At 56.2% G+C, this 22,813-nt stretch carries 26 protein-coding genes and 1 pseudogene; 12 read left to right on the top strand and 15 right to left on the bottom strand.

What is annotated here, in order from left to right; genetic code table 11:
* Nucleotides 1-269 precede the first annotated feature (269 nt).
* Complete coding sequence (locus ACI77I_RS09600; protein ID WP_242151456.1) at nucleotides 270-1,004, bottom strand: helix-turn-helix domain-containing protein; 735 nt, start codon at nucleotides 1,002-1,004, stop codon at nucleotides 270-272.
* 109 nt (nucleotides 1,005-1,113) lie between these two features.
* On the opposite strand from ACI77I_RS09600, the gene ACI77I_RS09595 reads away from it, so the two are divergent.
* Nucleotides 1,114-1,755 (top strand): YebB family permuted papain-like enzyme, encoded by a 642-nt coding sequence (locus ACI77I_RS09595; RefSeq protein WP_406997386.1) that lies wholly within the window; start codon nucleotides 1,114-1,116, stop codon nucleotides 1,753-1,755.
* Nucleotides 1,756-1,787: 32 nt separating this feature from the next.
* Nucleotides 1,788-3,170 carry an FAD-binding oxidoreductase gene (locus tag ACI77I_RS09590; RefSeq protein ID WP_406997423.1) on the top strand — a complete coding sequence of 461 codons (1,383 nt, stop codon included), beginning with the start codon at nucleotides 1,788-1,790 and terminating at the stop codon, nucleotides 3,168-3,170.
* Here ACI77I_RS09590 and cynR read toward each other — a convergent pair.
* On the bottom strand, nucleotides 3,167-4,045 hold the full coding sequence (gene cynR, locus ACI77I_RS09585) for a transcriptional regulator CynR (protein WP_094949892.1): 879 nt from the start codon (nucleotides 4,043-4,045) through the stop codon (nucleotides 3,167-3,169). The two genes, ACI77I_RS09590 and cynR, sit on opposite strands and share 4 nt — an antisense overlap.
* A 111-nt stretch (nucleotides 4,046-4,156) precedes the next feature.
* On the opposite strand from cynR, the gene ACI77I_RS09580 reads away from it, so the two are divergent.
* From ACI77I_RS09580 to ACI77I_RS09565, 4 genes are all read left to right on the top strand, one after another.
* Nucleotides 4,157-4,798 (top strand): carbonic anhydrase, encoded by a 642-nt coding sequence (locus ACI77I_RS09580; protein WP_094949846.1) that lies wholly within the window; start codon nucleotides 4,157-4,159, stop codon nucleotides 4,796-4,798.
* A 29-nt stretch (nucleotides 4,799-4,827) separates the two neighbouring features.
* Nucleotides 4,828-5,298 (top strand): cyanase, encoded by a 471-nt coding sequence (gene cynS, locus ACI77I_RS09575; protein WP_094949845.1) that lies wholly within the window; start codon nucleotides 4,828-4,830, stop codon nucleotides 5,296-5,298.
* A 77-nt stretch (nucleotides 5,299-5,375) separates the two neighbouring features.
* Nucleotides 5,376-5,615: a DUF2790 domain-containing protein gene (locus tag ACI77I_RS09570; RefSeq protein ID WP_094949844.1), complete on the top strand. Its 240-nt coding sequence runs from the start codon at nucleotides 5,376-5,378 to the stop codon at nucleotides 5,613-5,615.
* A gap of 69 nt (nucleotides 5,616-5,684) precedes the next feature.
* On the top strand, nucleotides 5,685-6,908 hold the full coding sequence (locus tag ACI77I_RS09565; protein WP_406997385.1) for an amidohydrolase family protein: 1,224 nt from the start codon (nucleotides 5,685-5,687) through the stop codon (nucleotides 6,906-6,908).
* Between the two features lie 16 nt (nucleotides 6,909-6,924).
* Here ACI77I_RS09565 and ACI77I_RS09560 read toward each other — a convergent pair whose 3' ends face one another.
* The 3 genes from ACI77I_RS09560 to ACI77I_RS09550 form a co-directional block, all read right to left on the bottom strand.
* A complete protein-coding gene (locus ACI77I_RS09560) occupies nucleotides 6,925-8,160 on the bottom strand; it encodes a type II toxin-antitoxin system HipA family toxin (RefSeq protein WP_406997384.1) in 1,236 nt (411 codons plus the stop codon).
* Nucleotides 8,153-8,398 carry a helix-turn-helix transcriptional regulator gene (locus ACI77I_RS09555; RefSeq protein WP_083357646.1) on the bottom strand — a complete coding sequence of 82 codons (246 nt, stop codon included), beginning with the start codon at nucleotides 8,396-8,398 and terminating at the stop codon, nucleotides 8,153-8,155. The genes ACI77I_RS09560 and ACI77I_RS09555 overlap by 8 nt, the downstream gene beginning before the upstream one ends.
* An 89-nt stretch (nucleotides 8,399-8,487) precedes the next feature.
* A complete protein-coding gene (locus ACI77I_RS09550) occupies nucleotides 8,488-9,528 on the bottom strand; it encodes an alpha/beta hydrolase family protein (protein ID WP_406997383.1) in 1,041 nt (346 codons plus the stop codon).
* Nucleotides 9,529-10,267: 739 nt separating this feature from the next.
* On the opposite strand from ACI77I_RS09550, the gene ACI77I_RS09545 reads away from it, so the two are divergent.
* On the top strand, nucleotides 10,268-11,923 hold the full coding sequence (locus ACI77I_RS09545; protein ID WP_406997382.1) for a methyl-accepting chemotaxis protein: 1,656 nt from the start codon (nucleotides 10,268-10,270) through the stop codon (nucleotides 11,921-11,923).
* Nucleotides 11,924-12,459: 536 nt separating this feature from the next.
* On the top strand, nucleotides 12,460-12,912 hold the full coding sequence (locus ACI77I_RS09540) for a hypothetical protein (RefSeq protein WP_406979487.1): 453 nt from the start codon (nucleotides 12,460-12,462) through the stop codon (nucleotides 12,910-12,912).
* A 211-nt stretch (nucleotides 12,913-13,123) separates the two neighbouring features.
* On the opposite strand, the gene ACI77I_RS09535 is transcribed toward ACI77I_RS09540, so the two are convergent.
* The 4 genes from ACI77I_RS09535 to ACI77I_RS09520 all read right to left on the bottom strand — a co-directional run bounded on the left by ACI77I_RS09535 (nucleotide 13,124) and on the right by ACI77I_RS09520 (nucleotide 15,714).
* Complete coding sequence (locus tag ACI77I_RS09535; RefSeq protein ID WP_406997381.1) at nucleotides 13,124-13,546, bottom strand: hypothetical protein; 423 nt, start codon at nucleotides 13,544-13,546, stop codon at nucleotides 13,124-13,126.
* A gap of 100 nt (nucleotides 13,547-13,646) precedes the next feature.
* Nucleotides 13,647-14,000: a hypothetical protein gene (locus tag ACI77I_RS09530; protein ID WP_406997380.1), complete on the bottom strand. Its 354-nt coding sequence runs from the start codon at nucleotides 13,998-14,000 to the stop codon at nucleotides 13,647-13,649.
* Nucleotides 14,001-14,401: 401 nt separating this feature from the next.
* Nucleotides 14,402-14,965, bottom strand: a complete 564-nt coding sequence (locus ACI77I_RS09525; protein WP_406997379.1) for an NADAR family protein — start codon at nucleotides 14,963-14,965, stop codon at nucleotides 14,402-14,404.
* Nucleotides 14,966-15,234: 269 nt separating this feature from the next.
* Complete coding sequence (locus ACI77I_RS09520) at nucleotides 15,235-15,714, bottom strand: DUF6882 domain-containing protein (protein ID WP_406997378.1); 480 nt, start codon at nucleotides 15,712-15,714, stop codon at nucleotides 15,235-15,237.
* A 238-nt stretch (nucleotides 15,715-15,952) separates the two neighbouring features.
* On the opposite strand from ACI77I_RS09520, the gene ACI77I_RS09515 reads away from it, so the two are divergent.
* Nucleotides 15,953-16,513, top strand: coding sequence for a hypothetical protein (locus ACI77I_RS09515; protein ID WP_406997377.1), 561 nt, complete (start codon nucleotides 15,953-15,955; stop codon nucleotides 16,511-16,513).
* Nucleotides 16,514-16,553: 40 nt separating this feature from the next.
* Here the strand turns inward: ACI77I_RS09515 and ACI77I_RS09510 are convergent, their stop codons facing one another.
* Nucleotides 16,554-17,177 carry an SMI1/KNR4 family protein gene (locus ACI77I_RS09510; RefSeq protein WP_263273644.1) on the bottom strand — a complete coding sequence of 208 codons (624 nt, stop codon included), beginning with the start codon at nucleotides 17,175-17,177 and terminating at the stop codon, nucleotides 16,554-16,556.
* 273 nt (nucleotides 17,178-17,450) lie between these two features.
* Here ACI77I_RS09510 and ACI77I_RS09505 point away from each other — a divergent pair.
* Nucleotides 17,451-17,861: pseudogene (locus ACI77I_RS09505) on the top strand (transposase); the annotation flags it as partial.
* Between the two features lie 8 nt (nucleotides 17,862-17,869).
* Here the strand turns inward: ACI77I_RS09505 and ACI77I_RS09500 are convergent.
* A complete protein-coding gene (locus ACI77I_RS09500; RefSeq protein ID WP_406997422.1) occupies nucleotides 17,870-18,253 on the bottom strand; it encodes a nuclear transport factor 2 family protein in 384 nt (127 codons plus the stop codon).
* A gap of 141 nt (nucleotides 18,254-18,394) precedes the next feature.
* Here ACI77I_RS09500 and ACI77I_RS09495 point away from each other — a divergent pair, with 141 nt between their 5' ends.
* A complete protein-coding gene (locus tag ACI77I_RS09495; RefSeq protein WP_256589231.1) occupies nucleotides 18,395-18,517 on the top strand; it encodes a hypothetical protein in 123 nt (40 codons plus the stop codon).
* A 9-nt stretch (nucleotides 18,518-18,526) separates the two neighbouring features.
* On the opposite strand, the gene ACI77I_RS09490 is transcribed toward ACI77I_RS09495, so the two are convergent.
* The 3 genes from ACI77I_RS09490 to ACI77I_RS09480 form a co-directional block, all read right to left on the bottom strand.
* Nucleotides 18,527-19,561, bottom strand: a complete 1,035-nt coding sequence (locus ACI77I_RS09490) for an alpha/beta hydrolase (protein ID WP_406997376.1) — start codon at nucleotides 19,559-19,561, stop codon at nucleotides 18,527-18,529.
* A 207-nt stretch (nucleotides 19,562-19,768) separates the two neighbouring features.
* Nucleotides 19,769-20,152: a nuclear transport factor 2 family protein gene (locus tag ACI77I_RS09485; RefSeq protein WP_094949823.1), complete on the bottom strand. Its 384-nt coding sequence runs from the start codon at nucleotides 20,150-20,152 to the stop codon at nucleotides 19,769-19,771.
* A gap of 142 nt (nucleotides 20,153-20,294) precedes the next feature.
* On the bottom strand, nucleotides 20,295-21,398 hold the full coding sequence (locus tag ACI77I_RS09480; RefSeq protein ID WP_406997375.1) for an alkene reductase: 1,104 nt from the start codon (nucleotides 21,396-21,398) through the stop codon (nucleotides 20,295-20,297).
* Between the two features lie 102 nt (nucleotides 21,399-21,500).
* Between ACI77I_RS09480 and ACI77I_RS09475 the strand changes: the two genes are divergently transcribed.
* A complete protein-coding gene (locus ACI77I_RS09475; protein WP_406997374.1) occupies nucleotides 21,501-22,472 on the top strand; it encodes a LysR family transcriptional regulator in 972 nt (323 codons plus the stop codon).
* Nucleotides 22,473-22,526: 54 nt separating this feature from the next.
* Here ACI77I_RS09475 and ACI77I_RS09470 read toward each other — a convergent pair.
* The coding region (locus ACI77I_RS09470) for a hypothetical protein (RefSeq protein ID WP_406997373.1) at nucleotides 22,527-22,813 on the bottom strand (287 nt) is incomplete at its 5' end.

The following is a 22,813-nucleotide window of genomic DNA, read 5'->3' as shown; positions in this document are numbered from 1 at the left end:
GACCACTCGCGCCACTCGACCTGATTACACGGGGAACACCTAGGGGTTGGGGCCGGCCGAGTATTACTCAAGGCGCGGTAATACCCAAACCCAACGAGGCAACCCCATTCCCTACTGAGCCGCCGGCACCTCGTCCAACCGGTGAAACACCGCCAGCCCATGTTGGCGAACCAGTTCCAGCATCAGGCCCGCGCCCTCGGAAGGGCCACCGATGCGCTTGAGCAGGGTTTTTACGTATGCATAAAATCAGGCGAGGTAGGGCTTGCGGACTAGCTGCGCTTTAGTTTCCTGAAGGCCAGTGGTTCCCAGACGCGCAGTGCCAGCAAGAGCGCCGTTCCGCGTTTCTCTGACAACGGGGCGGCCAGCGATTCGTTGTGAAGCGCTGCCAGCTTGCTGCGCAGTCTGTGCATTTCGACTTGCAACTGAGCGTAAGCAGGCTGCGTCAACATGCCATGCGCAAAATCCAGGGTCTCGTCGGGCGCCTCGAACTGGCTGCCCATAAAATCGGGTAGACCCTGGCGCAGAAAAAATTGGCGGATAGGGCCGTTCGGCAACCAATCAAAGTCTCGTGCTACGCGCAGCCTGATCCGGTTACCCGGTTTCAGGTCCGCCAGGCCCATCCGCTCTAACACCAGCAGGTGCTTGATGCACTCGGCTTTCGACAGGCAATAGGCCGACAGCATGTCTTCCAGCGACCAGTGATTCAGCGCACACACGGCCACCAGCAACAACGTTTGGTCTGATACCAGTTGCGCTTCCTGATCCCGCTCCAGCATCTGCAGGCGCGGTGCCGATAACTCCGCCTCCTGAAGTAATTCCGCCATCGTCAAACCCAGCAAATCACTGAACTGGGCGAGGCGCTCCACCGTCAGACGCCCACTGGCCAGCAGGCGTTTTACGCTGGGCTCTGATAGGTCAAGCGCCAGCGCAACGTCGCGATAGGTCATTCCCGCTGACTTGAGGCGCTGCTTGATTGTGGTGATGAGCCGGCTAATTTGAGTCATAAGTATTGGAATTCGATACTGGGGGTAGCAGTGTAAGAAAATATTTAGGGTAAAGGTGTGAAATATGCATCCTCCTCGCATACTGGCCCATCACAAAAAGGAGGTCAGCATGCCCGTAGACAATGGAGTGATCACACCGGCCAGCACGCCCGTGGGTAATTTGCAGATTGGAGACCTGGTTTTCATCCGCGTAACCGCCCGACCGTTCCTGGAAGTCGCCAGCGCCACGAACTCATGGACTAACCACGTGGGCATCGTCGTCGACAACCGTGGCGACGATCCATTGATTGCGGAAAGTACGTTTCCCTTCGCGCGAACCACGCCACTGACACGCTTCCTGCAACGCTCCGAGCACGGCCGTTATGCCGTTGCGCGGCTGACCGCGGCGCTCAGCAACCAGCATCGCAGTGCGCTGGTCAGCGCAGCGCTTCGGCGCATGGGCACGTTCTACGACACCGGCTTCAACATCAGCTCGCGACGCCAGTTCTGTTCGCGCTTCGTTCGTGACGTTATTTATGAAGCGACCGACATTCAGGTGGGAGAGGTGGAGACGTTCGCGACGTTGCTGCAACAAAATCCCGACCCGAGGCTGGTCTTCTGGCGTTTCTGGTACCTGGGCCGCATTCCGTGGCAGCGGCGTACCGTGACGCCGGCGAGCGTGCTGCGCAGTTCGCAGGTGCACGTCATTGTTGACGCACCCGGGCATGCTCACGCAGCGGCGCAACCTGAGGCGAAGCGGTGGGCCCGGTGAAGTGCACACGGCGCGAGCTGCTTCACGCCGGCATGGTCGGTATCGCAGCCAGTGCGCTATCACCCTGGGCGATAGCGGCCACATCTTCAGGTGAGCTGATTAACGATGTGACGCTGCTTAACCCGATATGGGTTAACGGTGTGCTCACCCCGCGTACGACGCAGGAGATTCGCCAGGCGCTTGCCGAAGGGGCAGGGCCCGTCAGTATGGGCGGTGGGCGCTACAGCATGGGCGGACAGATTGCCACCGAGGGCTGCCTGCACCTCGATATGCGAAGGTTCAATCGGGTGGTCCGGTTCTCGCCTGGGAACAAGGTGATACGGGTGCAAGCAGGCATGCGCTGGCGCGATTTACAGTCGGTCATCGACCCGCATGATCTCTCGGTAAAAATAATGCAGAGCTATGCCAACTTCACCGTCGGCGGGTCGTTGTCTGTCAATGCGCATGGGCGTTATGTCGGCGCCGGCCCGCTGATCAATTCGGTACGTTGCCTGCAACTGGTGCTGGCGGACGGCTCGGTAATCGAAGCTTCCCGCAGCACCAGCGCCGACGTGTTCTACGCCGCGATCGGTGGCTACGGCGCGTTGGGCGTGATCACCGAAGTCGAATTGGACCTTGTACCCAACGTCGCCATGGAGCGTCAGGTGCGCCGACTGCCAATTGCCGATTACCCGACGTTTTTCAATGACCACGTCCGTGGTAACGCCCAGGCTATTTTGCACAACGCCGATTTGGCGCCGCCTTTCTTTGACCGGGCCACTTGCGTCACCTGGTGCGCCACCGACAAAGCGCCGACAGTCGCAGACCGGTTAGTCGCGCCGGGGCAATCGTACAAGTTTGATGAGGCCGTGATGTGGAGTGTGGCAAAGCTTCCCGGCGGCCCATTGATCCGCAAGGACGTGGTCGATCCCCTGCGCTATCTCAGCCATCCGGTGGTACGGCGCAATTATGAGGCCAGTGCGGACGTCGCCTCACTGGGGCCTATCGCAACCCGCACCAGCACCTATGCGTTGCAGGAGTATTTTGTTCCCGTTGCCCAACTCCAGGCGTTCGTACCGTTGATGGCTGGCATCCTGCGGGCGCACGCCGTGAATGCCGTCAATATCTCCATCCGGCACGCGCCGAGTGATACGCAATCGTGTCTGTCTTGGGCGCGTGAAGAGGTGTTTTCGTTCGTACTCTATTACTGGCAACGCGTTGGCGTGGCAGACCGCGAGGAAGTCGGCGTGTGGACACGTGAGCTTATCGACGCCGCGCTGTCGCTAGGCGGAACCTACTATCTGCCGTACCAGCTGCATGCGACGCCGGAGCAATTCTCACGCGCCTACCCGAACGCCCGGCGCCTGTTCGCACTCAAGGCGCAATTGGACCCAGGCAAACGATTTCGAAACAAGCTCTGGGATAAATATTCCTAGGCTCCCGCCACGTGCTTCGCTACGTCCATAAACGCCCGTGCAGCCGCAGACTGATAAACCCCTTTGCGCTGCATCAACACCGCAGTGCGCTCTAACCGCTGCGGCCCCAACTCAACGGCCACCAACTCTGGATGCGCCCGCGCAATGGCGGCAGGAAGTAAGGTCGACAGCGTGGTCCTGCGCACCACCTCAATCAACGCACTGATCACATTGGCCTCCATCACCACGCGCGGGCGGATGCCGTGTTGGTTGCAGTAGCGGTCGATTTGCTCGCGGGTGGCGAATTCCTTGCTCAGTAAAATCAATGATTCGCCATTCAGCGCCTCCAGCCCAATGGCCCGCTCCCCCGCCAGTGGGTGCTGTTGACCGACTACCAGCGCAAGGGTTTCGACCAGCAGGGGAAAGGTCTCGATGTCTTGCGCATGCACCTCATCAAACGCAATACCCACGTCCAGTTCGTCGGCCAGCAGTTGGTTCTCCATCTGCTCCTGGGCGACCTCACGCACGTTCAGCGTGATGTTCGGGTAGCGCTGGTGAAAGGCTTCCACCAGCGGCCCAACCAGATAAGTGGTGAAGGTCGGCGTCACTGCAATCCGCAGCGTTCCCCGGCTCAAATCGCCCACGTCATGGATCGCACGCTTGCCTTCCTGCAGTTCCTGCGCCGCCCGCAGCGCATAGCGTAGGTAAACCTCCCCGGCATCGGTCAGGCGCGTCTTGCGTCCTGAGCGATCAAACAACTGTGCGCCGAGGCTCTCTTCCAGCTGCCGCACTTGCTGCGACAGCGCCGGCTGCGAGACATGCAGGGCCGTCGCCGCCTTGGTGAAGCCCTGATGTTCCGCGACCGCAAGGAAGTATTGGATATGTCGTGCCAGCATGGTTGAACCCATAAGATTATCTAATGCTATTGATCATATATGAGACTTTTACCTTATTGCACCAGCTCCGTAACCTTTGCTTCATCGCATCGCGAACCAATGGAGTCACCCATGCAAGACATCATCGACGGTTTCCTGAAATTTCAACGCAGCGCCTTCCCCGAGCGTGCCGGCCTGTTTAAAGACCTGGCCAACCAGCAGAGCCCACGGGCGCTGTTCATTTCTTGCTCCGACAGCCGGCTGGTGCCAGAGCTGGTCACGCAGCGCGAGCCGGGCGACCTGTTCGTCATTCGCAACGCCGGCAACATCGTGCCGTCCTACGGCCCTGAGCCGGGCGGCGTGTCGGCCTCGGTGGAATACGCCGTCGCCGCTTTGCAAGTCAGTGACATCGTGATCTGCGGGCATTCCGACTGCGGCGCCATGACTGCCATCGCCACCTGCAAATGCCTGGACCACATGCCCGCCGTGGCCGGCTGGTTGCGCTACGCCGATTCTGGCCGGGTAGTTAATGAGGCCCGCAAGCATGTTGACCAGCCCGCCAAGGTCGCCTCGATGGTGCGCGAAAACGTCATCGCTCAGTTGGCCAATATCCAAACGCACCCCTCAGTGCGCCTTGCACTCGAAGAAAAGCGCGTAACGCTGCATGGCTGGGTTTACGACATCGAAAGCGGCTGCATCCAGGCCTTCGATGGCCGCACCGGCAAGTTCGTGCCGCTGGCCGACAACCCAACTGTACGCGCTGTTTCGCACTAACCCTTATTTTTACCCACGGAGATACCACCATGATCCAGTCACAAATCAGCCAAAACACTCGCCTTGCCCTGGCCGACGTCATCCTCCTGGCCAAGGCCCGCAAAGACCTGTCGTTCGCCCAGATCGCCGAAGGCACCGGCCTGCACGAAGCTTTCGTCACCGCCGCCTTGCTTGGCCAGCACCCACTGCCGGCCAACGCCGCCCAAGTGGTTGCCGACACCCTGGGCCTCGACGCTGATGCCGTGCTCCTGCTGCAAAGCATTCCGGTGCGCGGCAGCATCGGCAACGGTATCCCGACCGACCCGACCATCTACCGTTTCTACGAAATGATTCAGGTCTACGGCACCACGCTCAAGGCCCTGGTTCACGAGAAATTTGGCGACGGCATCATCAGCGCCATCAACTTCAAACTGGACATCAAGAAGGTCGATGACCCGGACGGCGGCTCCCGCGCAGTGATCACCCTGGATGGCAAGTACCTGCCGACCAAACCGTTCTGATCACGCTACTAATGGGCCCGGCGCTGCACAGCTGCCGGGTTCCACTTTCCTGCAGATTTGGAAGAGGTCATCTGAACATGAAAGGGTTACTTGTACTGATATTCGGCGTGTTTTCCGCTGCGGCGATGGCCGACGAGCCACTGCCGGTCGAGCAATACAGCTATGCCCAGCACCTGGACATCGCCCACGTCATTTCCACCAGCGACGTTGCGGACGTCTGCGCCGTGGTGCCCGTGCGTATGACCTACGAAGACTCCAAGGGCCAGCGGCACATTCTTGAGTACCACGTGATGGGTAACGGCTGCTCCAACGGTTGAGCCACCCATTGTTGTTTTCTACCGTTGCGCCCGCTGTGCCTGAGGGCAGCAACATTGAGGGCCATCGTCATGGATTTAATCTTTCGTAACGTACGCATCGACGACGCACAACCACTGATGGATGTGGCGGTGCACAGCGGCAAAATCATCGAGATTGCGCCGCACATTTCAGCGCACGCCCAGCAGGAAATTCAAGGCCACGGCAACGTGCTGATCCCGGGGTTTGTCGAAGGGCACCTGCACCTGGAAAAAGCCAATGTTATGCACCGCAAGGCCAATCGTTCCGGCACATTAAAGGAGGCGATAGCGGTCACCGCCGAACTCAAACCCACACTGACCCGTGAAGACATTCTTGAGCGTTCCACCCAAGTACTGCGTGCACTGGTGCAGTCCGGCACCACCCACGTACGCGCTCATGCCGAGTTTGACCCGGTGCAAGGCTTCACCGGCTTTGATGTGGTGCTGGAACTGCGCGACAGGTTGCGCGACGTCATCGACATCCAGGTGGTCGCCTTCCCACAGGAAGGGATCCTGAAACTGCCGGGCATGCAGGCAATGATGGTCGAGGCCATGGAAAAAGGCGCCGATGTAGTGGGCGGCATTCCCTACAACGATAACTCAGCGCATGAACACATCGACTACGTATTTAACCTGGCCAAGCGCTACGGCAAGGACATCGACTTCCATCAGGACTTCGCCGACAACGCCGACCACATGAGCATTGAATACCTCGCGCGCAAGACCCTCGAGGAAGGCTATCAAGGGCGCGTGTGTGTCGGCCACCTGACCAGCCTGGGCGCCGTGCCGCCGCACAAACAGCGCGAGATTATTGCCCTGATTCGCGAGGCCGGAATCAGCGTCATGTGCCTGCCCGCCACCGACTTGCACCTCGGTGCGCGCGGCGACGACCATAACGTGCGCCGCACCCTGACGCCGGTGCGAGCACTGCGCGATGGCGGCGTGAATGTGTGCCTGGCCACCAACAACATCCGCAACGCGTTTACCCCGTTTGGCACCGGCGATTTGCTCAACATTGCGCAACTGGCAATTCCTGCCTGCCACCTGGGCGGGGCGGATGACCAGGCCACGGTGTTGTCGATGCTCACCACGAGTCCGGCGAAAGCGCTGGGGCTGCAGGATTATGGGTTGGCGCCGGGTAAGGCTGCTGATTTGGTGTTGCTGGATACGCGCTCGGTGGGTGATGTGATTCTCGACTTGCCGGCGCGGTTGATGGTGCTTAAACGTGGGAAGGTTGTGGCGACGTCGGTTTGTCAGCGTTCGGTGGTGTTCTGACGATGTGGCAGGCAAATCACTCCGGCTCAATACTCCTCGCCAGTCCAGCGGCCCAAGCAGCGAGCATTTTTTCTCCCACTGCCTCAAACGCCGGATGGGTACTTCCATAATCCGAAAGCTCCACCATCGCGCGGTTCATGCCACTGTGCACTCGGTGGAGCAACTCAGTGCAGCGGGCTTCGGTTAAATTGCACGCGCTGCGCCCGAACTGCACCAGCATCTTGCGTTTTGGCCAAGCCTTCGAGCCGCCGAGCAACAGACCCATAATGTCGTTGACCTGGTACACAGTAGTCGTCACTAGGTCGTAAGCTGGTGCGAGCCAAACATCTGCGTCTTCGGCACAATTCTCATACAGCAGGCCGAAATTCTTAAGGTGTCCGTCACCATTTTGGATGCCTGCAGACAGTGCCACCATCATGAAGAAGTCCTCTAACGCCTTGGTCACCCGCGAAGGGGAGACATAAGCCTTGATCAGTTTCGCGCAGCCCTGATAGCTACCGTCGTACTTCTTACTCGTTCCCCATCCCGATAGCACGCACATGTCTTCGAACCCGAGGTAGGCGGTATCACTGATGTCGAACCGTTTCACCACCAAAAATTTACCGTGCTGACTAAGCTGGCATTCAGGCACTTCAAGGCCTGTGTGAAGTGCCGCGCGCATACAAAAAAACTCATTGGCTGCCAGTTGCGCAAAGTCTGAATCATTGAACGCTTTCACTAGATGCGTAGCGCCACGGTGGGGGAGGCGGGCAACGTCGGGATCCGCATCGTCAACGTCGCGCACCAGTACCTTCGGTTGAACCCCTGAAACACCGGAGTAGGCGGCGTAAGTTTTCATCAGGTCGTCGAACAGATCCTTTGCTCCGTCAAAGACCAAGAGTTCAGAGAGCTTGATCTCGGGCAGCGATTTGTTACCGGCAACATAGGTAACGCTGATACGACCCAACTGGTGTGGACCGACGATACCCAGTAAGGCGAAGTCGTCAAAGCCACGCACTGATTTGCTGAAACGCCGCACAAGCTCGGCCTTGAGGTGCCCCTCGGGAATGTGCATCTCAAACAGGGGATGGATTCCATACGCCCAGTTGTAGCTCTCCAAGCGCACGGGCATTGTCAAAGAGACCGCGTCCTTTTCGGCTACGGTCTCGTTGTACGAGAACACCGAATCGCGCGGTTTTTCTTCGTTGCGCCCGAGTGTTCCAGCTGCCACGCCACCAGCGCCAATATAGAGCCGGTCACTTTGCCTAATCATGGACGCTTCCTACTTTCAGTTCGTCGAGCGTTTTACGTCGACGCTTAGGGATCGCGGTCAGCTCGTAACCTAAACCCTCGAGAATCGCAGCCACCTTGCGAATGCCCACTTCAGGAATGGTGTTGTTCTCGATTCCTGAGATGGTAGAGCGACTCATACCGTGCCGTTGCGCGAGCTGGCTTTGTGAAAGGCCAGCCGCCTTGCGTAGGTTTTTGATCAGGAGACCTAAGTCGTCCATATCATTTTGCATCCTATACAGTGCATTTTTAAGTTTTAAGCTATTTCTGCGTCGTATACGATACGTTTTGTCTTGAGTAGCCCTTTCTTTTACTTAGGTGCTGTCCGCCCCAGAAACCCAGTAATCAGCTCCACCACCTGCTGCTGAATCACCGCCCGTGGCCGAGCCCCTTCACCATCCCGGCAAATCATGCCATCGCCGGGCGAGCTCTCTTCAATCAACGCCATACTTCCCGGCTTGCAGATCGACATAAAGCTGAAGTGCGTGGCGTCGCCTATCTCCACGTACTGCGTCGAAGCTTTTGGCAGCCGCTTGACCATGTCGGCGGACTCCAATTCCGGTGACATATCCTCCGTTGGCACACCCCCCGCGATCACCAGCGCCGGCACTGGCAGTACGCCCAGGCTGGCGCTAGTGAAGCCGCGCGACAGGCCCAGGTCCAGTGACACAACTGCGGTGACGCGCTTATCGCGCAAGTCAGCGGCCAGTTGGGCCTTGCCAGCTGGCGTGCCGGCGGGGTTCATCTTCTGGTAGCCAATGCAGCCGCCCAACTTCGGGTGTTTGGCGCAGTCCTTGCTGAACAGGTCAGGGTCGAAACGCGCCCCGGCGATTTCCATCACGGTCCAGCCACCCAGGGAGTGGCCCACGGCAGCAATCTGGTGGTTCGCGACCGCGCCAAACTGCTTCGGCTGAGCCAGTACCGCGTCGATAGCGCGGCTCAGGTCGGCCGGGCGTTGCCATAACTGTGCGGCAGCGTGCGGGCTGCGGTCTTTGGTGGTGGTGCCAGGGTGGTTGACCGCCGCCACGATGTAACCCTTGTGCGCCAATGCGCTGGCCAGCCACACCTGTTTACCCCAATTGCCGCCGTGGCCGTGGGACAGCACCACCAGCGGATGCTCACCGGCAGCTGGCGCAGCATCGGGCACGCCGAGGGCGCCGATGAACACCGTGTTGTCGGCGATCAGCTCGGGTTTGGCAGTGGTGGTGGCGGGGTACCAGACGACCAGCTCCAGAGGGCGGTGGTTCTGGGCATCGGGCAGCGTGGCGGTTTTGAACCCGACCAGGCTTTCGGCGGCGAAGGCGGGCGTGGAAAGGCAGAGCAGGAACAGGGCGCGGGAAGCGGTTTTCATTGTTGTTATCTTCCTTGAATTTGGTGGCGCATCATTACCTAAAATCCTATCGGCGGCTGATAAGCTGGCAAAATCGACCAATCAGACGTTCATGTCGATCAGTCCGCTAGTCCCTCTCATGCTCGGCCAGCCGGCATGAATGTCCCGCAAGTGGGGCAGTCAACGCCGTCGCTCGCCATTTGCATAACCCCCTCGCCGAACGTTGGGCAAACCTGCGCCGCCATCTCGCATGGAGATCCGAGAATGAGCTCGCCCCCCATAACCGGGAGCCATTTCTCGCAGCAACGCGGCTCGCGATGAAACGGCAACTGCCACTAGCGCAGCGCATGCTCACAATTAGCGCGCCCTAGCTCACCCCCCTACAAAATACCTGTACAGAAATAGCGCTACGCATTTTTACAGCGTTCGCAGGATTCTATCGGCCCCAAGATGGCCTTGGGCTGTATCGCCGCCAAACAGTCGTCAGCCCGATAGCCAGGCCTCTATTTCTGGCGCTTGCCAGAAATCGGAGGTTACTGACCGTTCATCGGGATTGAGTGATGTCATAAAGACATCGCATCAATATAGTTGTACAAGACTTGTACAAGAATAAATGCTTGTACAAGTTTCGGCTAGCCAGGACATAACGTCGCTACTCGTTGCTGTCGAACAAAGAATACCTGCGCAGGATGCGGACCAAGGGCGAATACATACCCTTGCAGGTGTCCCTAAATTGTTCCTCCCATTACGCAGGTACACCATGCCATCGCACACTCCCCGGCTCTCTACACGCACCACTCTCTATGCCGGCTATGCCAGCCTGCTCGCGTTTATGTTGCTGATCGCCGCTATCTCGCTGTACGCCCTGGCTAACAGCAATAAGGACTTTTCTCGCTACGTTAATGGCATTGATGCACGCACCCGCCTGGCCAACACACTAAACGACGCCGCCGCCCAGCGCGCGATTGCCCTGCGTAACATCGCCTTGAACAGCAATGTCACCGCGAGAGGACAGCAGCGGGGTGCGATTGCCGTCAACGAACAAATGGTGGCCAGCAGCCTCGCCGCGCTACGCCAGGCAATTGATAGCCATGATGATGTGTCGCCCAAATCACGTGAACTGTTCTCAACCATCGAGCAGGTCGAGAGCCGCTACGAACCGGTAGCGCACACCATTGCCGAACACCTGTTCAAGGGTGAAAACGACGAGGCCCTGCGCATGGTTAGCGAGCAGTGCACACCATTACTGGCCGAGCTGACCCAGGCAATTGGCGAATACCTGCGCTACACCAACCAGAAGGCAGACCTGCAGGTCAGCGAAAATGACGCGCACTATCTATCACAACGCAACCTGCTGCTCGCCATTACTGCGCTAGCCGTCTTACTAGCAGCGGTACTGGGCTACCTCATCAGCCGCAACCTGCTGCGCGCGCTGGGTGCCGAACCGAGTGAGCTCAACCAGCTCGCCCAACGGGTTGCCCAGGGCGATCTGCGCGTTAGCGAGCGCACGATTGAGCCACCACAAGCCAGCATCATGGCCGCCCTGCTGAGCATGCAGGAGAACCTGCGGGACATGACCAAGGGCATAAACCTGTCCTCACAGACCGTGGCCGATTCCAGCCAGGAGCTTAGCCAATCGAGCCTGAGAAACGCCGAAAGCGTGGCCATGGCACAGTGCGAGGTCGAGCAGATCGTCACCGCCGTTCACCAAATGGCCGCCACCGTGCAGGATGTCGCGCGCAATGCCGAATCCGCCGCCAGTGCCGCCAGCGAGGCCGATAGCGCGGCCCTGCACAGCCAGCAGAAGGCCAAAGATGCCGTCAACATGATCGGCGAGCTGGCCGAGACAATCGAACAGTCCAACATGGCCATGGTCCGGTTGAAGGATGAAACCGGCAATATCGGCGGCGTACTTGAAGTGATCAAGTCGGTGGCCGACCAGACCAACCTGCTGGCCCTCAATGCAGCCATCGAAGCTGCCCGTGCTGGCGAGGCCGGACGCGGCTTCGCGGTGGTAGCCGACGAGGTGCGCAGCCTGGCAAAGCGTACCCAGAAGGCCACCTCAGAGATTGAGGGACTGATCGCCAGTCTGCAGAAAATTGCCGACGAGACCTCGCAGCATATGCAACGCTGCAAGCGCTCCAGTGCGCAGTCGGTGTCCGGCGTTTCCGAGGCCGGTGACGCGGTAAGCACGATCGTCACCATGATCGAGCGGATCAACGGCATGAACCACCAAATCGCCGCTGCCGCCGAGCAGCAGAGTACCGTTGCCGAGCAGATCAGCCGGGGCATCGTGACCGTCAGCGAAAGCGCCGAGCAATCCGCTGCAGCCTTCCGCAGCGCTCAGCAGGAAAGCGAAGGGCTGGCACGCACCAGCGTGACATTGCGAGAGAACATTTCGCGCTTTCAGCTCTAGGGGCTGTTGCCGTTTCATCGCGAGCCGCGTTGCTGCGAGAAATGGCCCCCGGTTAGGCGCAGGACGCAGGTAATGGTCCGAGTCCTGCAACAACAGCGAGTGAAACGGCAACAGACCTTACTACTAGCAGGCCGTAGGTATTGGGGGGTAGACCACGATTAACAGGATGTCTAGCCCGCTTCTGGCCGATTCCTGCCCCTCACGAAGGAAAGCAAACGGCCCAGCGAATCCGCACCAACGCGACATCGAAATGCCTTTGCCATCAGGCCCGAATGAGTCGTCGCATAACTCAGGAGTAAGGCGACAGATAAGGCTTGGTGCGACGTGTAGGTCGGGCCCAAAGCAGACGGTGGGCAGTCTACTAATGCATCAGTAATGATGCGCCCAGCCTGTCGCGCTCTTACGCTGTATTGTCGCGCTTACAAAATCACCTTTTATGATGAACAACAGGTTATGTGTAGCGATGGAAAGTCATACAACATACACTCAGCAATTTCGCGACAGAACCGTCGCCTAATAAATATTCAGGAGCAATTATGAAACTTTTCGCGGTATTCACAATTTTGTTATTTGTATTAGTAGGATGCGCTACAATTGGGAGTCAATCGCCACAGCAAGCTGCACAATCTGCGGCAATTTTATTTGAGCAACAAAAATTCAATTTAGTTTGGGTTCCCGCAGCGAATAACGGCATTTCCGGAGCTATGGCATCCGCGCTTATCGGAAGTGCAGGTTTAGAATCTCCAATTGTTTCAAACATCCACCAAATAATTGCCCCTGCAAGCAAAGCTGATGTTCGTGTCGCCATCTCAGGAACCAATAGTTCTTTTGCAGCCAACTCAGCTATTGCAGCCTTAAGTAACACATCAAGCATGCTCCCTAAGTTGCAACTTGCATTTATCGGCTCGACATCAGATGCTGCGGCAGTTCGCTCGGCAGTTGAAGCTAAAGGCGGTAAATTCTTACACGCCACACCAAATGGCTCCTAACTAGCGGTTTCTGCCTGTCATGATAGACGTCTGTCGGCCAATAGCTGCCGATCATGAAAAGCTGCTTTCGACCCAAAGCTGCCGATCAGCACAGGTAGTAAACAGCCAAAAGCGGCCAGTCATCAAAGCCCCAAAAATGTCCCGAGGCGAGTATCTAGTCACGCCAATCGGGCCCGTCATTGTGAGCAAGGCTAGAGGTTTCAACCATTTGCTAGCTGGAGGTAATCGCAAATAGATTTTTGCACAAATAGGCATCCTCTCTTGGGATGAAATCTTCGGGGCTTTCATTGCAGGAAAAAGCTTCGAAAACGTGGTTGATAATTTTTTTTGCTTGGTCCGTAGTAAGGGCACGAATGTCTATCAGGTCAAGAAGGGCATCGGCTATCTCGTTTAAACTAATGCAGTATTCTTCAGCGGCAACCCTAAGCAGCGCTCGCATCTCCCTATATTTACTATCTGAATCTACATTGTTTTTCAGAAATTCAAGTGGCTCTTCCAGAATTTCAAAAGGATAAATCTTTTGATACCTGTCGCAGTATTCTATAAGGATCCGCCTAACCTTCACGCCATCAAATTTTTGAGAGCTAGCCCCTAACAGTGCATTAATTTTCGTATTAGCTATCCAGCTTTTCATCGCGAAATTTACCTTGCTTAGCGCTTATTTAAGGGACGTCGACTGGCGGATCTTGGCCGAAGGCTGTCTTTCATGAACGGCGGTCGACGACCAAATGCGGTCAATCGACAGACCAGAACAACTCCAGCCTTGAATAGTCATTTCGTGATCTGCTTGCCATCTCGAATGTAGCTGTCATGTCGTAGTCACCGTCCTCCATAACAAACTCAACCAAGTCGTGCTGTAGGTCTTCCTTCAAATAATCGATCAAATTACAGGCGGCTAGGACAGTGCAGTCTGTCGGTGTGTCCTTAGTGTAAACTCCAAGAGCACGCTGAAAAAAACGAGCCAAGTCGTTCGCTGCCTGTTCAGTTATTTCGGAATACTTATTCAGACCAACGTTATACAAAGCATTCCGCATGTCCCCGTTCAGGCAGCAATGCGCTCGCTTGTACGCATATTGGTAGCTGAACAACAAACCTCCTTCAGGATAAACGAGGTGCGATGAGTCCGCCTGCTCGTCAAGGAAGGCTACCGTCCGATGTGAGAGCATTTTTTCCACCTTGAAACTTTGACTGTCCGGATTGCTGAACGCACATAAGCACGGCCTGACGAGCAGGATACACTGCCAACCAGAATGGACGATGGCGAGAGGCAGCAATTGGCCGATGTCTGCCTGTGCTGACAGGCACCTCTGGGTCGTTTTCTGTCTCTCGCGAAAAGCCGAAACAGGCCAAAAGCAGCCGCTCGAAGGTATCGACGAAAACTCGGGCGACTCAGCCTTTGTTGACTGACGCGCTGTCTTAATAAAGCCGCATAAAATAAGCCCAGGCGTTCGCCAAGGCTTTTGCGTTTTTCGTGAGTAAGGTCAGAACACTACCTTGGGGCTGGCATACCAGTCCCGTCCCGCACCTGCATCAGCGCAAACCCCAGCAGATTCAAGCCTTTCCACAGATTCGGATTGTTCGCATCTGCGTTGTCCTGTGCGAGCCCTATACCCCAGATGCTATCAATCGGGCTGGCTTCGACAATAACGCGCGAACCGGTTTGTAGAAGGTATTCGTTCAACTGCGGATTCTGAGAGAACTTGGCCTGGTTCGCTCGAACGACGATGTCGTATCGGTGTTGCAGCCAAACCTTATCATTGAATCCGCGCACGTTGCGGCCAAGTGCTTTGGCGGCATTAGGCGTAGGGGCGTGGAGCACCTGCGCACGAATTTCCTGATCGTCGAACAAGGCGGCCTTCTCGGCCATCATGAAGTGTTCGGCTGTCGGGTAATGTTGCCCTTCGACAATAAACCCGGCCTCGAACCATTGGCTGAAGCACGACGCGGTGACGACATTTTTGCTGCGCTGGTGCCCCCAGAAAAACGTAAAACTCAGATCTTCTCCAGAGTTGAAGCGGGCGCACAGTTCTTTCAGATGGTCAGAGTCGTTCAATGAGAAATCCTCGCTAACTGAAGATCGAAGTTACAGCTACTGTGCTGACCAAGGCAACCACGAAGCTTGGTAGATCGAACGTCCACAGATTGACGCATCCGCGCAACTCTTCGCAAACACACCCTTAGCGACACCATCGCGTAAACCTTAGTAGGTCTTCGGCTGACAAATTCAGTCTCGGGTTCTCGCATGTAAATTAAACAGCGATATGTTTGACCTATTCTGGCCGGAAGCAGCCACCCACGGTGGCTGCTATCCCCCAAACCTGATCAGTGGCTGATGAGCTTCAGCTCAGTGATGGCCAGAAAAATAGTTGGCCCATCAGGTGGCGTAGGCGCGCGATAGCAACCCAGTGCGTTCAGGTTGTGAACCGCGAAAGCGGCCAGTTCCCAGGCCATGGCCTCATCGTCGAGGGGGATCGCCTCTTCCGCGCCAAAGCATTCGGCCCCCGGGAGTGTTTGCAGTTGCTTGAGCGGCAAGGCTTTTTCACGAAGCGCAGTGGGCACCGTGGGGTTGCTCCAGGCCCACATCCAGCTGGAGTTTCTGGATGCAAAGGAGCCGATGTTGATGATCTGCGCTTCGACGGCCAACCGGTTGCCTTCATCGAAGAATTGGACAGTCGCGGTTTCCTGATCCAGCCACCAGCGAGCCATGTCGCCGAGCCCATAATCGCGATGGAGCTGCTCCTGCTTGATCATCAACGCCGCCATGGCTGTTTCCCGCAAGCTTTCAAAAGTGTGTTCTGACATCGGTTCCTCCTTGGGTATCCATTCAGACTTTAAGCGTGTGGTTTGTCAGGGCCTGGGTCAATAGCAGGCCGTGGACACGCACCGAGTGCACGGTTAGTGTGCATCAATCGCTGCCATTTTCTTGCGTACCGGTGTCGTGTTTGCAGGCTCGCCTTTTCGGCTGATTGAAAACGTAGGGGTGTCGATGGAAGCTAGGCCACAGCGATGTCGGTTAATTAATAGTTAGGGAAAACTCAAGATGCGTCGTGTAAGTGCTTTTGGTTTGGCTGTCTTCAGCAGTGTCATTGTCTGTTCTGGCTGTACGTCATACGCGTCCAAGCCGATTATCAGCGAGCATGTTGAATCCGCAAAAAAGGAAATGATCTCCAGCTTCACTTATGAAGTGGATACCCCCTGGAAAAACAGTCGCTTTGGAAAGGGCGCTTACGAAGTGACGCAAGCAATTATCCCAACGGCAAAAGACAACAGCACGAGCGTGGTAGCAGCGAAGCTCCCTGCACTGCAAATAAAAATCTCGGAGTTTTCATCCGGCGGTGCGTGTGGGCAAGAGTACTTGACCGGACTAAGTCTCGGCCTGATTCCCAGTTGGTGTACACGACCCAAACTGTTTAAGTTTGACTTCACGCTTATTAACAATCAGGGCGTTTGCAGGCAAAAAACCTATTCAATCAGCTCGACGACATTTTCACATATCACTATGATTCCATTTGCGATGCTCAACACCGACAATCAACCCTTAACTATTTATCAGGCCGCGCTAAAGGATTTCCTTCAAGAAGGTCAATGCGCAGCCCATTAATAGGGGGTTCAAATCGCTCGCTTCGCCCGCACGGCCGGTATCAAATCGGCCTGTCCACAACCCGTGCATTCCAGACGTCCCGATACCGCTCGCGCCAACCCGGGCTGCCTTGATCCAGCCACGCCAATGTCGCCTCAATCGTATCCGCGCTGATGACGAAGTGATTGATATGTTCCGCGATCCGTTCCTGCGACAGGTGCAGCGCGTCCAGATAGGCATTGAAGGTATCCGCCAACACCACGTATTCATCGCCTTGCTGGCGGCGCCCCGTCCATGCGGGTAACCCCGCGACCATCGCGCCTACGTCCTGGCGACCGTCGCGCAGGTCAAGCAGCAAGATGCTCGCACCGCCATCGCGGCCGATTGGCAGCAACCCCGTAGCCGGGAAACCAGGTTGCTTGCGCAGTTGCTCCAGTTCAAAAGGGTTGGATTCATACGTTTCGCCGGGCTGCAGCCCATACAGCGAAAAACTCAGCAACTCCTCTTCGCCATTGCTCATAGTGGCGAGCACATCGTAATCCACGGTGCCGCCGTTGCAGACCTTGAGAAACTGCCGGTAATCGTCCGGCAGGCGGGCACCGAGTTGGGCCTCCAGTTGCGAGATGGCAGGGTCGGATGCGCCCTCTCGAGTGTCGTCAAAGATCAATCCACGGTAGTCAGTCATTGAGGGCTCGCAAAACCTTAGTAAAAATCATCGGGAAATAAATACCGTCAGCATAAGAACCCCTTCCAGCAGGGGCTGTTGAAGGGCAGGGCGGGGCGGGCGATGCTTGATATGTTGAATGTCCTTGGCGATGTAAATCTTCCTTTTGCTACCCACGTTACAGGCCGCAGATTAGCAGTCGTTCGCGACTGGCAGCTTACGGCCCAGAGTGTGTAAAAACGCTTTCGCGAACCCTTGCTATGATTTTTGAGGATTTCATCGCAAGGATCGCCCATGAAGCGCTTTATCCAAGGAGAGCATCGAGGCCAAAGCACCTTCCTTCCAGAGAGCCTCGACGATTACGTCACGGATACCAATCCGGTGCGCGTAGTCGACGTTTTTGTCGATGAACTTGACCTGGTCAAACTGGGTTTTGAAGGCGCCATACCGGTAGATACTGGCAGGCCAGCTTACCATCCCGCTATTCTGCTGAAGATCTATAGCTACGGCTATCTGAACCGCATTCAGTCGAGCCGGCGCCTGGAACGAGAAGCCCAACGCAACGTCGAGTTGATGTGGCTGACCGGGCGTTTGATACCCGATTTCAAGACCATCGCCAACTTCCGAAAAGACAACAGCAAGGCCATCCGCGGCGTCTGTCGCCAGTTCGTTGTGCTGTGTCAGCAGTTGGGATTGTTTGGAGAAAACAGGATTTAATGATTTGGATGTGTGTAGTAAATCTTGCTAACCACAGTCCACTTGCCATTGACCTTCAGCAGATGAAAAAAGTCTGTGAAGGAAATACCTGACATGTCGTTGGCGTCGATGCGAGCACTCGCCGCGGTACCGACGATATTGATGCTGGTGATAGCGGCCTGTGCGTTAGGAGAGGGTCGGAAATCCTTGTCGATCCCATCGAAGAGGCTTTGAATCGAGCCGTCTACCAGTTGCCCATCGGCGCCGACGCTGTACATCGTTGCATTCTTGCTGAATGCGGGCTTCATGATGCTGCTCTTGGCTTGCTTGCAGCCCTCGATGTACTTGCTTAGCACTTCGGTGATGGCTTGGTATTCTTGTACATAGGTAGGGTTGCTCATGGCTTTACTACTGATAGCGTGGTGATCGCGCGGTAGTTCTTCTGCTTGAGCCGTCGCGCTTAGGCCCGTAACCATTGCCATGAAAAATAACGCCTTGAGAACAGTTGTTTTCATTTAGTTGCTCCTAACTAAGCGTTGCATATGTTGATTAATGTTCAGCTGCAAAAAAAACGCAGCGACATCGCCAGACACTCTGTGCCGCTGTTGCTTCGCGATGAAATGAGTGGCGTGCTTTTTGTCATGAATGCCGCAGCGTTGCCGTGACCTGCGGGTTCATTGGTTTTGCAGTGACTGGCTTAGGTTCGTTTTGAGTTCTTGCGATGCTTGCGCGATCGCGCTTTGCACTGCCGGCAGATGGTTGAACGCGTTCGATAGCCCAAAATCGTGAGTCATGCCGTTGTAGCGCACCGACTTCACCTGCACACCCGCAGCGTCGAGCTTGCGGCCGTAAGCTTCGGCTTCATCGCGCAGGACATCGAATTCAGCAGTCTGGATCAACGTCGGCGGCAAGCCTTTCAACTGCTCGGGCGTCGCCTGCAGCGGCGATGCGTAAATCTGCTTGCGTGCCTCGGCGTCGGTTGTGTAGTTGTCCCAGAACCACACCATGAGGTCTTTGGTCAGGAAGTAGCCGTTGGCAAACTCCTTGTACGACGGCGTATCGAAGTTTGCATCCGTTACCGGGCACAGCAATAGCTGCGAACGCAGTGCAGGTGAGCCTTTTTCGTTCGCCATCAGGGCAACAGCTGCGGCCAGGTTGCCACCTGCGCTGTTACCCGCTACGGCCAGGCGCTTGCCGTCGACGTTGATCGCCTGGCCATGCTCGGCCACCCATTTGGTTGCGGCATAGGCTTGCTCGATGGCAACGCCGTATCCCGCCTCAGGCGACAGGCTGTAGTTAACGAACACCGCCACTGCGCCAGAGCCCGCCACCAGGTCACGCACCAGCCGTTCGTGTGTTGGGAAGTCGCCCAGCACCCAGCCGCCGCCGTGGAAGTACATGAACGCGGGCAGGGTCTTCTGTTGGCTGCCGGCCGGGCGCACGATGGTCAGTTTCAGGTCGCTGTCATTGACACGAATTGTCTTCTCGCTGACCTCAGCTGCCGGCAAGGCCACGTTGGAGGCGGCCTGGGCACCCGCCAGCGCGGCGCGGGCATCGGTCGGCGACATGCTGTCGAGCGTCTGGCCGCCCTCAAGGGACTGCAAGAATTTTGCTACGTTGTGTTCGACGCCGGGCCGTTCGGCCGCAGAGGCGCTACCAAGCGACAGGGCCACGACGGAAAGGCCGAAAGCGGAGGTGAGAGGTTTCATGATGTTTCCTTTTTATCGCCTGAGTGTGTGCGTCATTAAATAGCGGCCTGTTTTATTACGTTGTTACGCCTGGGGTCAGGCGATCGAAGTCAGCGGATTTCAGGCGGTGTGCCGGACGCACAGTTGCAGCGCCGCTCGGCTGCAAAGAAAAACACGACAGATAGGGTTCAAAGCCTCATCTGCCGCGTGCTCAAGGAAGGTAGATATTCAAGGCGCGACGTGGGTGTGGAAGATCTTGCTGACGACCGTCCACTTGCCATCGACTTTCAGCAGGTTGAAGAAATCTGTAAAGCAAAAGCCCGATACGTCATTGGTGTCGATGCGCGCGCTGGCAGCGGTGCCTACGATGTCGATGTTGACGATTACACCTTGAGCTTCAGGAGACGGGCGGAACGTGCTGTCAATGCCATCGAACAATGTCTGAATCGGGCCGCCGGTCAGCTTACCGTCGCCATCGACGCTAAACATCGTTGCTTGCTCACTGAAAGCTGGCTTCATGATGCTGCTTTTGGCCTGCTTGCAGCCTTCGTTGTATTTGTTCAGTACCTCGACGATGGCTTGATATTCCGGCACATAAGTAGGTTTGTTCATGTTTGTATTCCTGGTTGTTAATTCGAGTCATGTTAAAAAACGGCCACGTTTGGCTGGCATTCAGATCAACCCCTGCGACCCTTCGCAGCGGCGTCCACCGCTGGGGCCCAAGGTCTCACTTTTGAAGTGTTGCCCAGTTGGCTTATCCAGCAAGCGTAGGCCAGTCGGTGTAACCCTTTGCGCCGTTACCGTAATAGGTTTCGCGTGGCGCAACAGCGAGTTCTGCACCTTCTTTTAATCGACGCACCAAATCCGGATTAGCAATAAACGGGCGACCAAAAGCCACTGCATCGACCTTGTCTTCAGCACGGCGGGTAACGGCCAGTTCGATGTCGTAATTGTTGTTGCCGATGTAGGGGCCTTTGAACCGTGCACGTAACGCATCGAGATCTACGTTTTCGGGAACAGTGCGTGACGTAGCGGTAGCGCCCTCGACAAAATGCATATAGGCGAGCTGGAAGCGATTCAGTTGCTCAATCAGATAGCCATAGGTTTGCATTACCTGGCTGTCCAAGGGCGTGTTGCCGGCATCTGGCGTCACGGGAGAGAGGCGAATGCCAACGCGGGCATGACCCCAGATCTCGACGACTGCGGCGGTTACTTCCAACGTGAGTCGTGCGCGATTCTCAATCGAACCACCATATTGGTCGGTTCGCTGATTGGTAGAGTCGCGCAGGAACTGATCGAGCAAATAGCTATTGGCAGAGTGCACTTCAACACCATCAAAGCCGGCGCGTTTTGCGCATGCGGCGGCGTGTCGGTACTGCTCGATAATGCCTGGGATCTCGGATGTTTCCAGCGCTCGCGGCATGGAGACGTCCATCATTCCCTTTTCAGTGAAGGTCTGGCCTTCGGCTTTAATCGCCGAGGGCGCTACCGGTGCCGTGCCATCGGGCTGCAGGTCCACATGCGAGAAGCGCCCCACATGCCACAGTTGGCAAACAATAAGTCCGCCAGCGGCATGCACTGCATCTGTTACCAGTTTCCAGCCTGCTACGTGCTCTTCAGTCCAGATGCCTGGCGTCAATGCATACCCCCGCGCTTGCGCAGAAATATTGGTCGCTTCACTAATGATCAGACCGGCGCTGGCACGTTGTGCGTAGTAGCGAGCGTGCATTTCGTTGGGTACGCCTTCTGGCCCCATGCGGCTGCGCGTTAACGGGGCCATGACAATGCGGTTAGCCAGAGATAAGGCACCTAAAGTCATTGGCGTGAAAAGATCCGTTGATGGGCTGTTGAGTGCCATTGTGATTCCTCGTGATAACTGTTCTGCCGGATGAAACTCCTTGCTGTATCAACTATGGAGGTCAATGATAGTGACGTAAATAGTCATAGGCGTGGATACAGTATGAGCAAAAAAGTCATAATGCAGCGCCCGACGCGCGCTGAGGGCATAGAGGGTTCACTTCCTTTACCGCCGGTGCATTTTCCCGGTCTTTTAACCTTCGAGGCTGCCGCCAGACATTTGAACTTCGCTCGCGCCGCCGCAGAAATCGGTGTCACGCCAACTGCGGTATCACGCACGATCAAAAGTGTGGAAGCGCAACTCAATGTACGGCTATTCAATCGAACAACACGCAGTGTCAGCCTGACCGAGGCCGGCGCGTCATTGAACGCAGCATTAGCACCTGCGCTTGCTTTGATCAGAGACTCCTTGTCACAAGTCTTGCTCGCGACGGATCAACCCTCTGGCACAGTGCGCCTCAACTCTTCGTACGTTGCATACCGCATCTTGATCGAACCGCATCTAACCGCCTTCATGGAAAAATTCCCGCTGATTAATGTCGAGGTATCACTGGATAACCACCTTGGCGATATCGTTAATGCCGGTTTCGATATCGGCATGCGCATGGGGAAAAGAGTGCAAAACGACATGGTCGCGGTACCGTTGGGAGCGGCACAAAAAAGAATTGTGGTGGCGGCGCCGGATTACTTCAGCACGCGGGTTGAGCCTCAGACGCTGGAGCAACTGCTGAAGCACAACTGCATTCGCCAGCGGTATTCAGTTGGCGGAAAATTCTTTGAATGGAAGTTCGAAGATGGCGGGCAAATGGTTCAAATCGATGTTCAAGGGCGTTTTATTTTTGACGAAATGAGATCCGTCCTTGATGCGGCAATACAAGGCCAAGGCATTGGTTTCGTTTTCGAGGACTTCGCGAAGCAAGCGTTAGAAAACGGTACGCTTAGCCAGATATTGAAGCCGCACAGCGGCATGGACGATGCGTTTCATCTTTACTACCCCCATCGTAAACACATGCCAGGCAAGCTGCGTGCGTTTGTTGATTTCATGCGCAGTGCTAATGAGGTGGGAAAGTTATGATTTAACATCCACTGCAGCATGTTTAGAAATATTGAGTAATTAGCACGCATAAAGTTAGAACATGTTTTTTGAAATTCCAAGACTATGAATAGTCAGTAATGTCCACTTTTGGCCCAGCGTGTGTAAAAGCGCGCTGATGCACTGTCGGCGCGTAGCGCAGAAGGCTGTTAGCTGAGTAATTGCTCGCAAAAAGTCCTGCGGGTCATCACTAGGGCCTGGGAGCCCCAGCGTCACTTCTACCGTGCTGGGTGGCCAAAATAAAGACCTCTTCAGGCCGACAGCGCCTTCATTAAACAGCGGGTGCCGAGAGTTTTCATGACCCGCTTCAGGTAGGCGAGTAC

The organism is Pseudomonas sp. D47 (assembly GCF_045447305.1).
Lineage (GTDB): Bacteria > Pseudomonadota > Gammaproteobacteria > Pseudomonadales > Pseudomonadaceae > Aquipseudomonas.
Note: the sequence above shows the minus strand (reverse complement) of the source record. Positions and strands in the feature narration are given on the sequence as shown.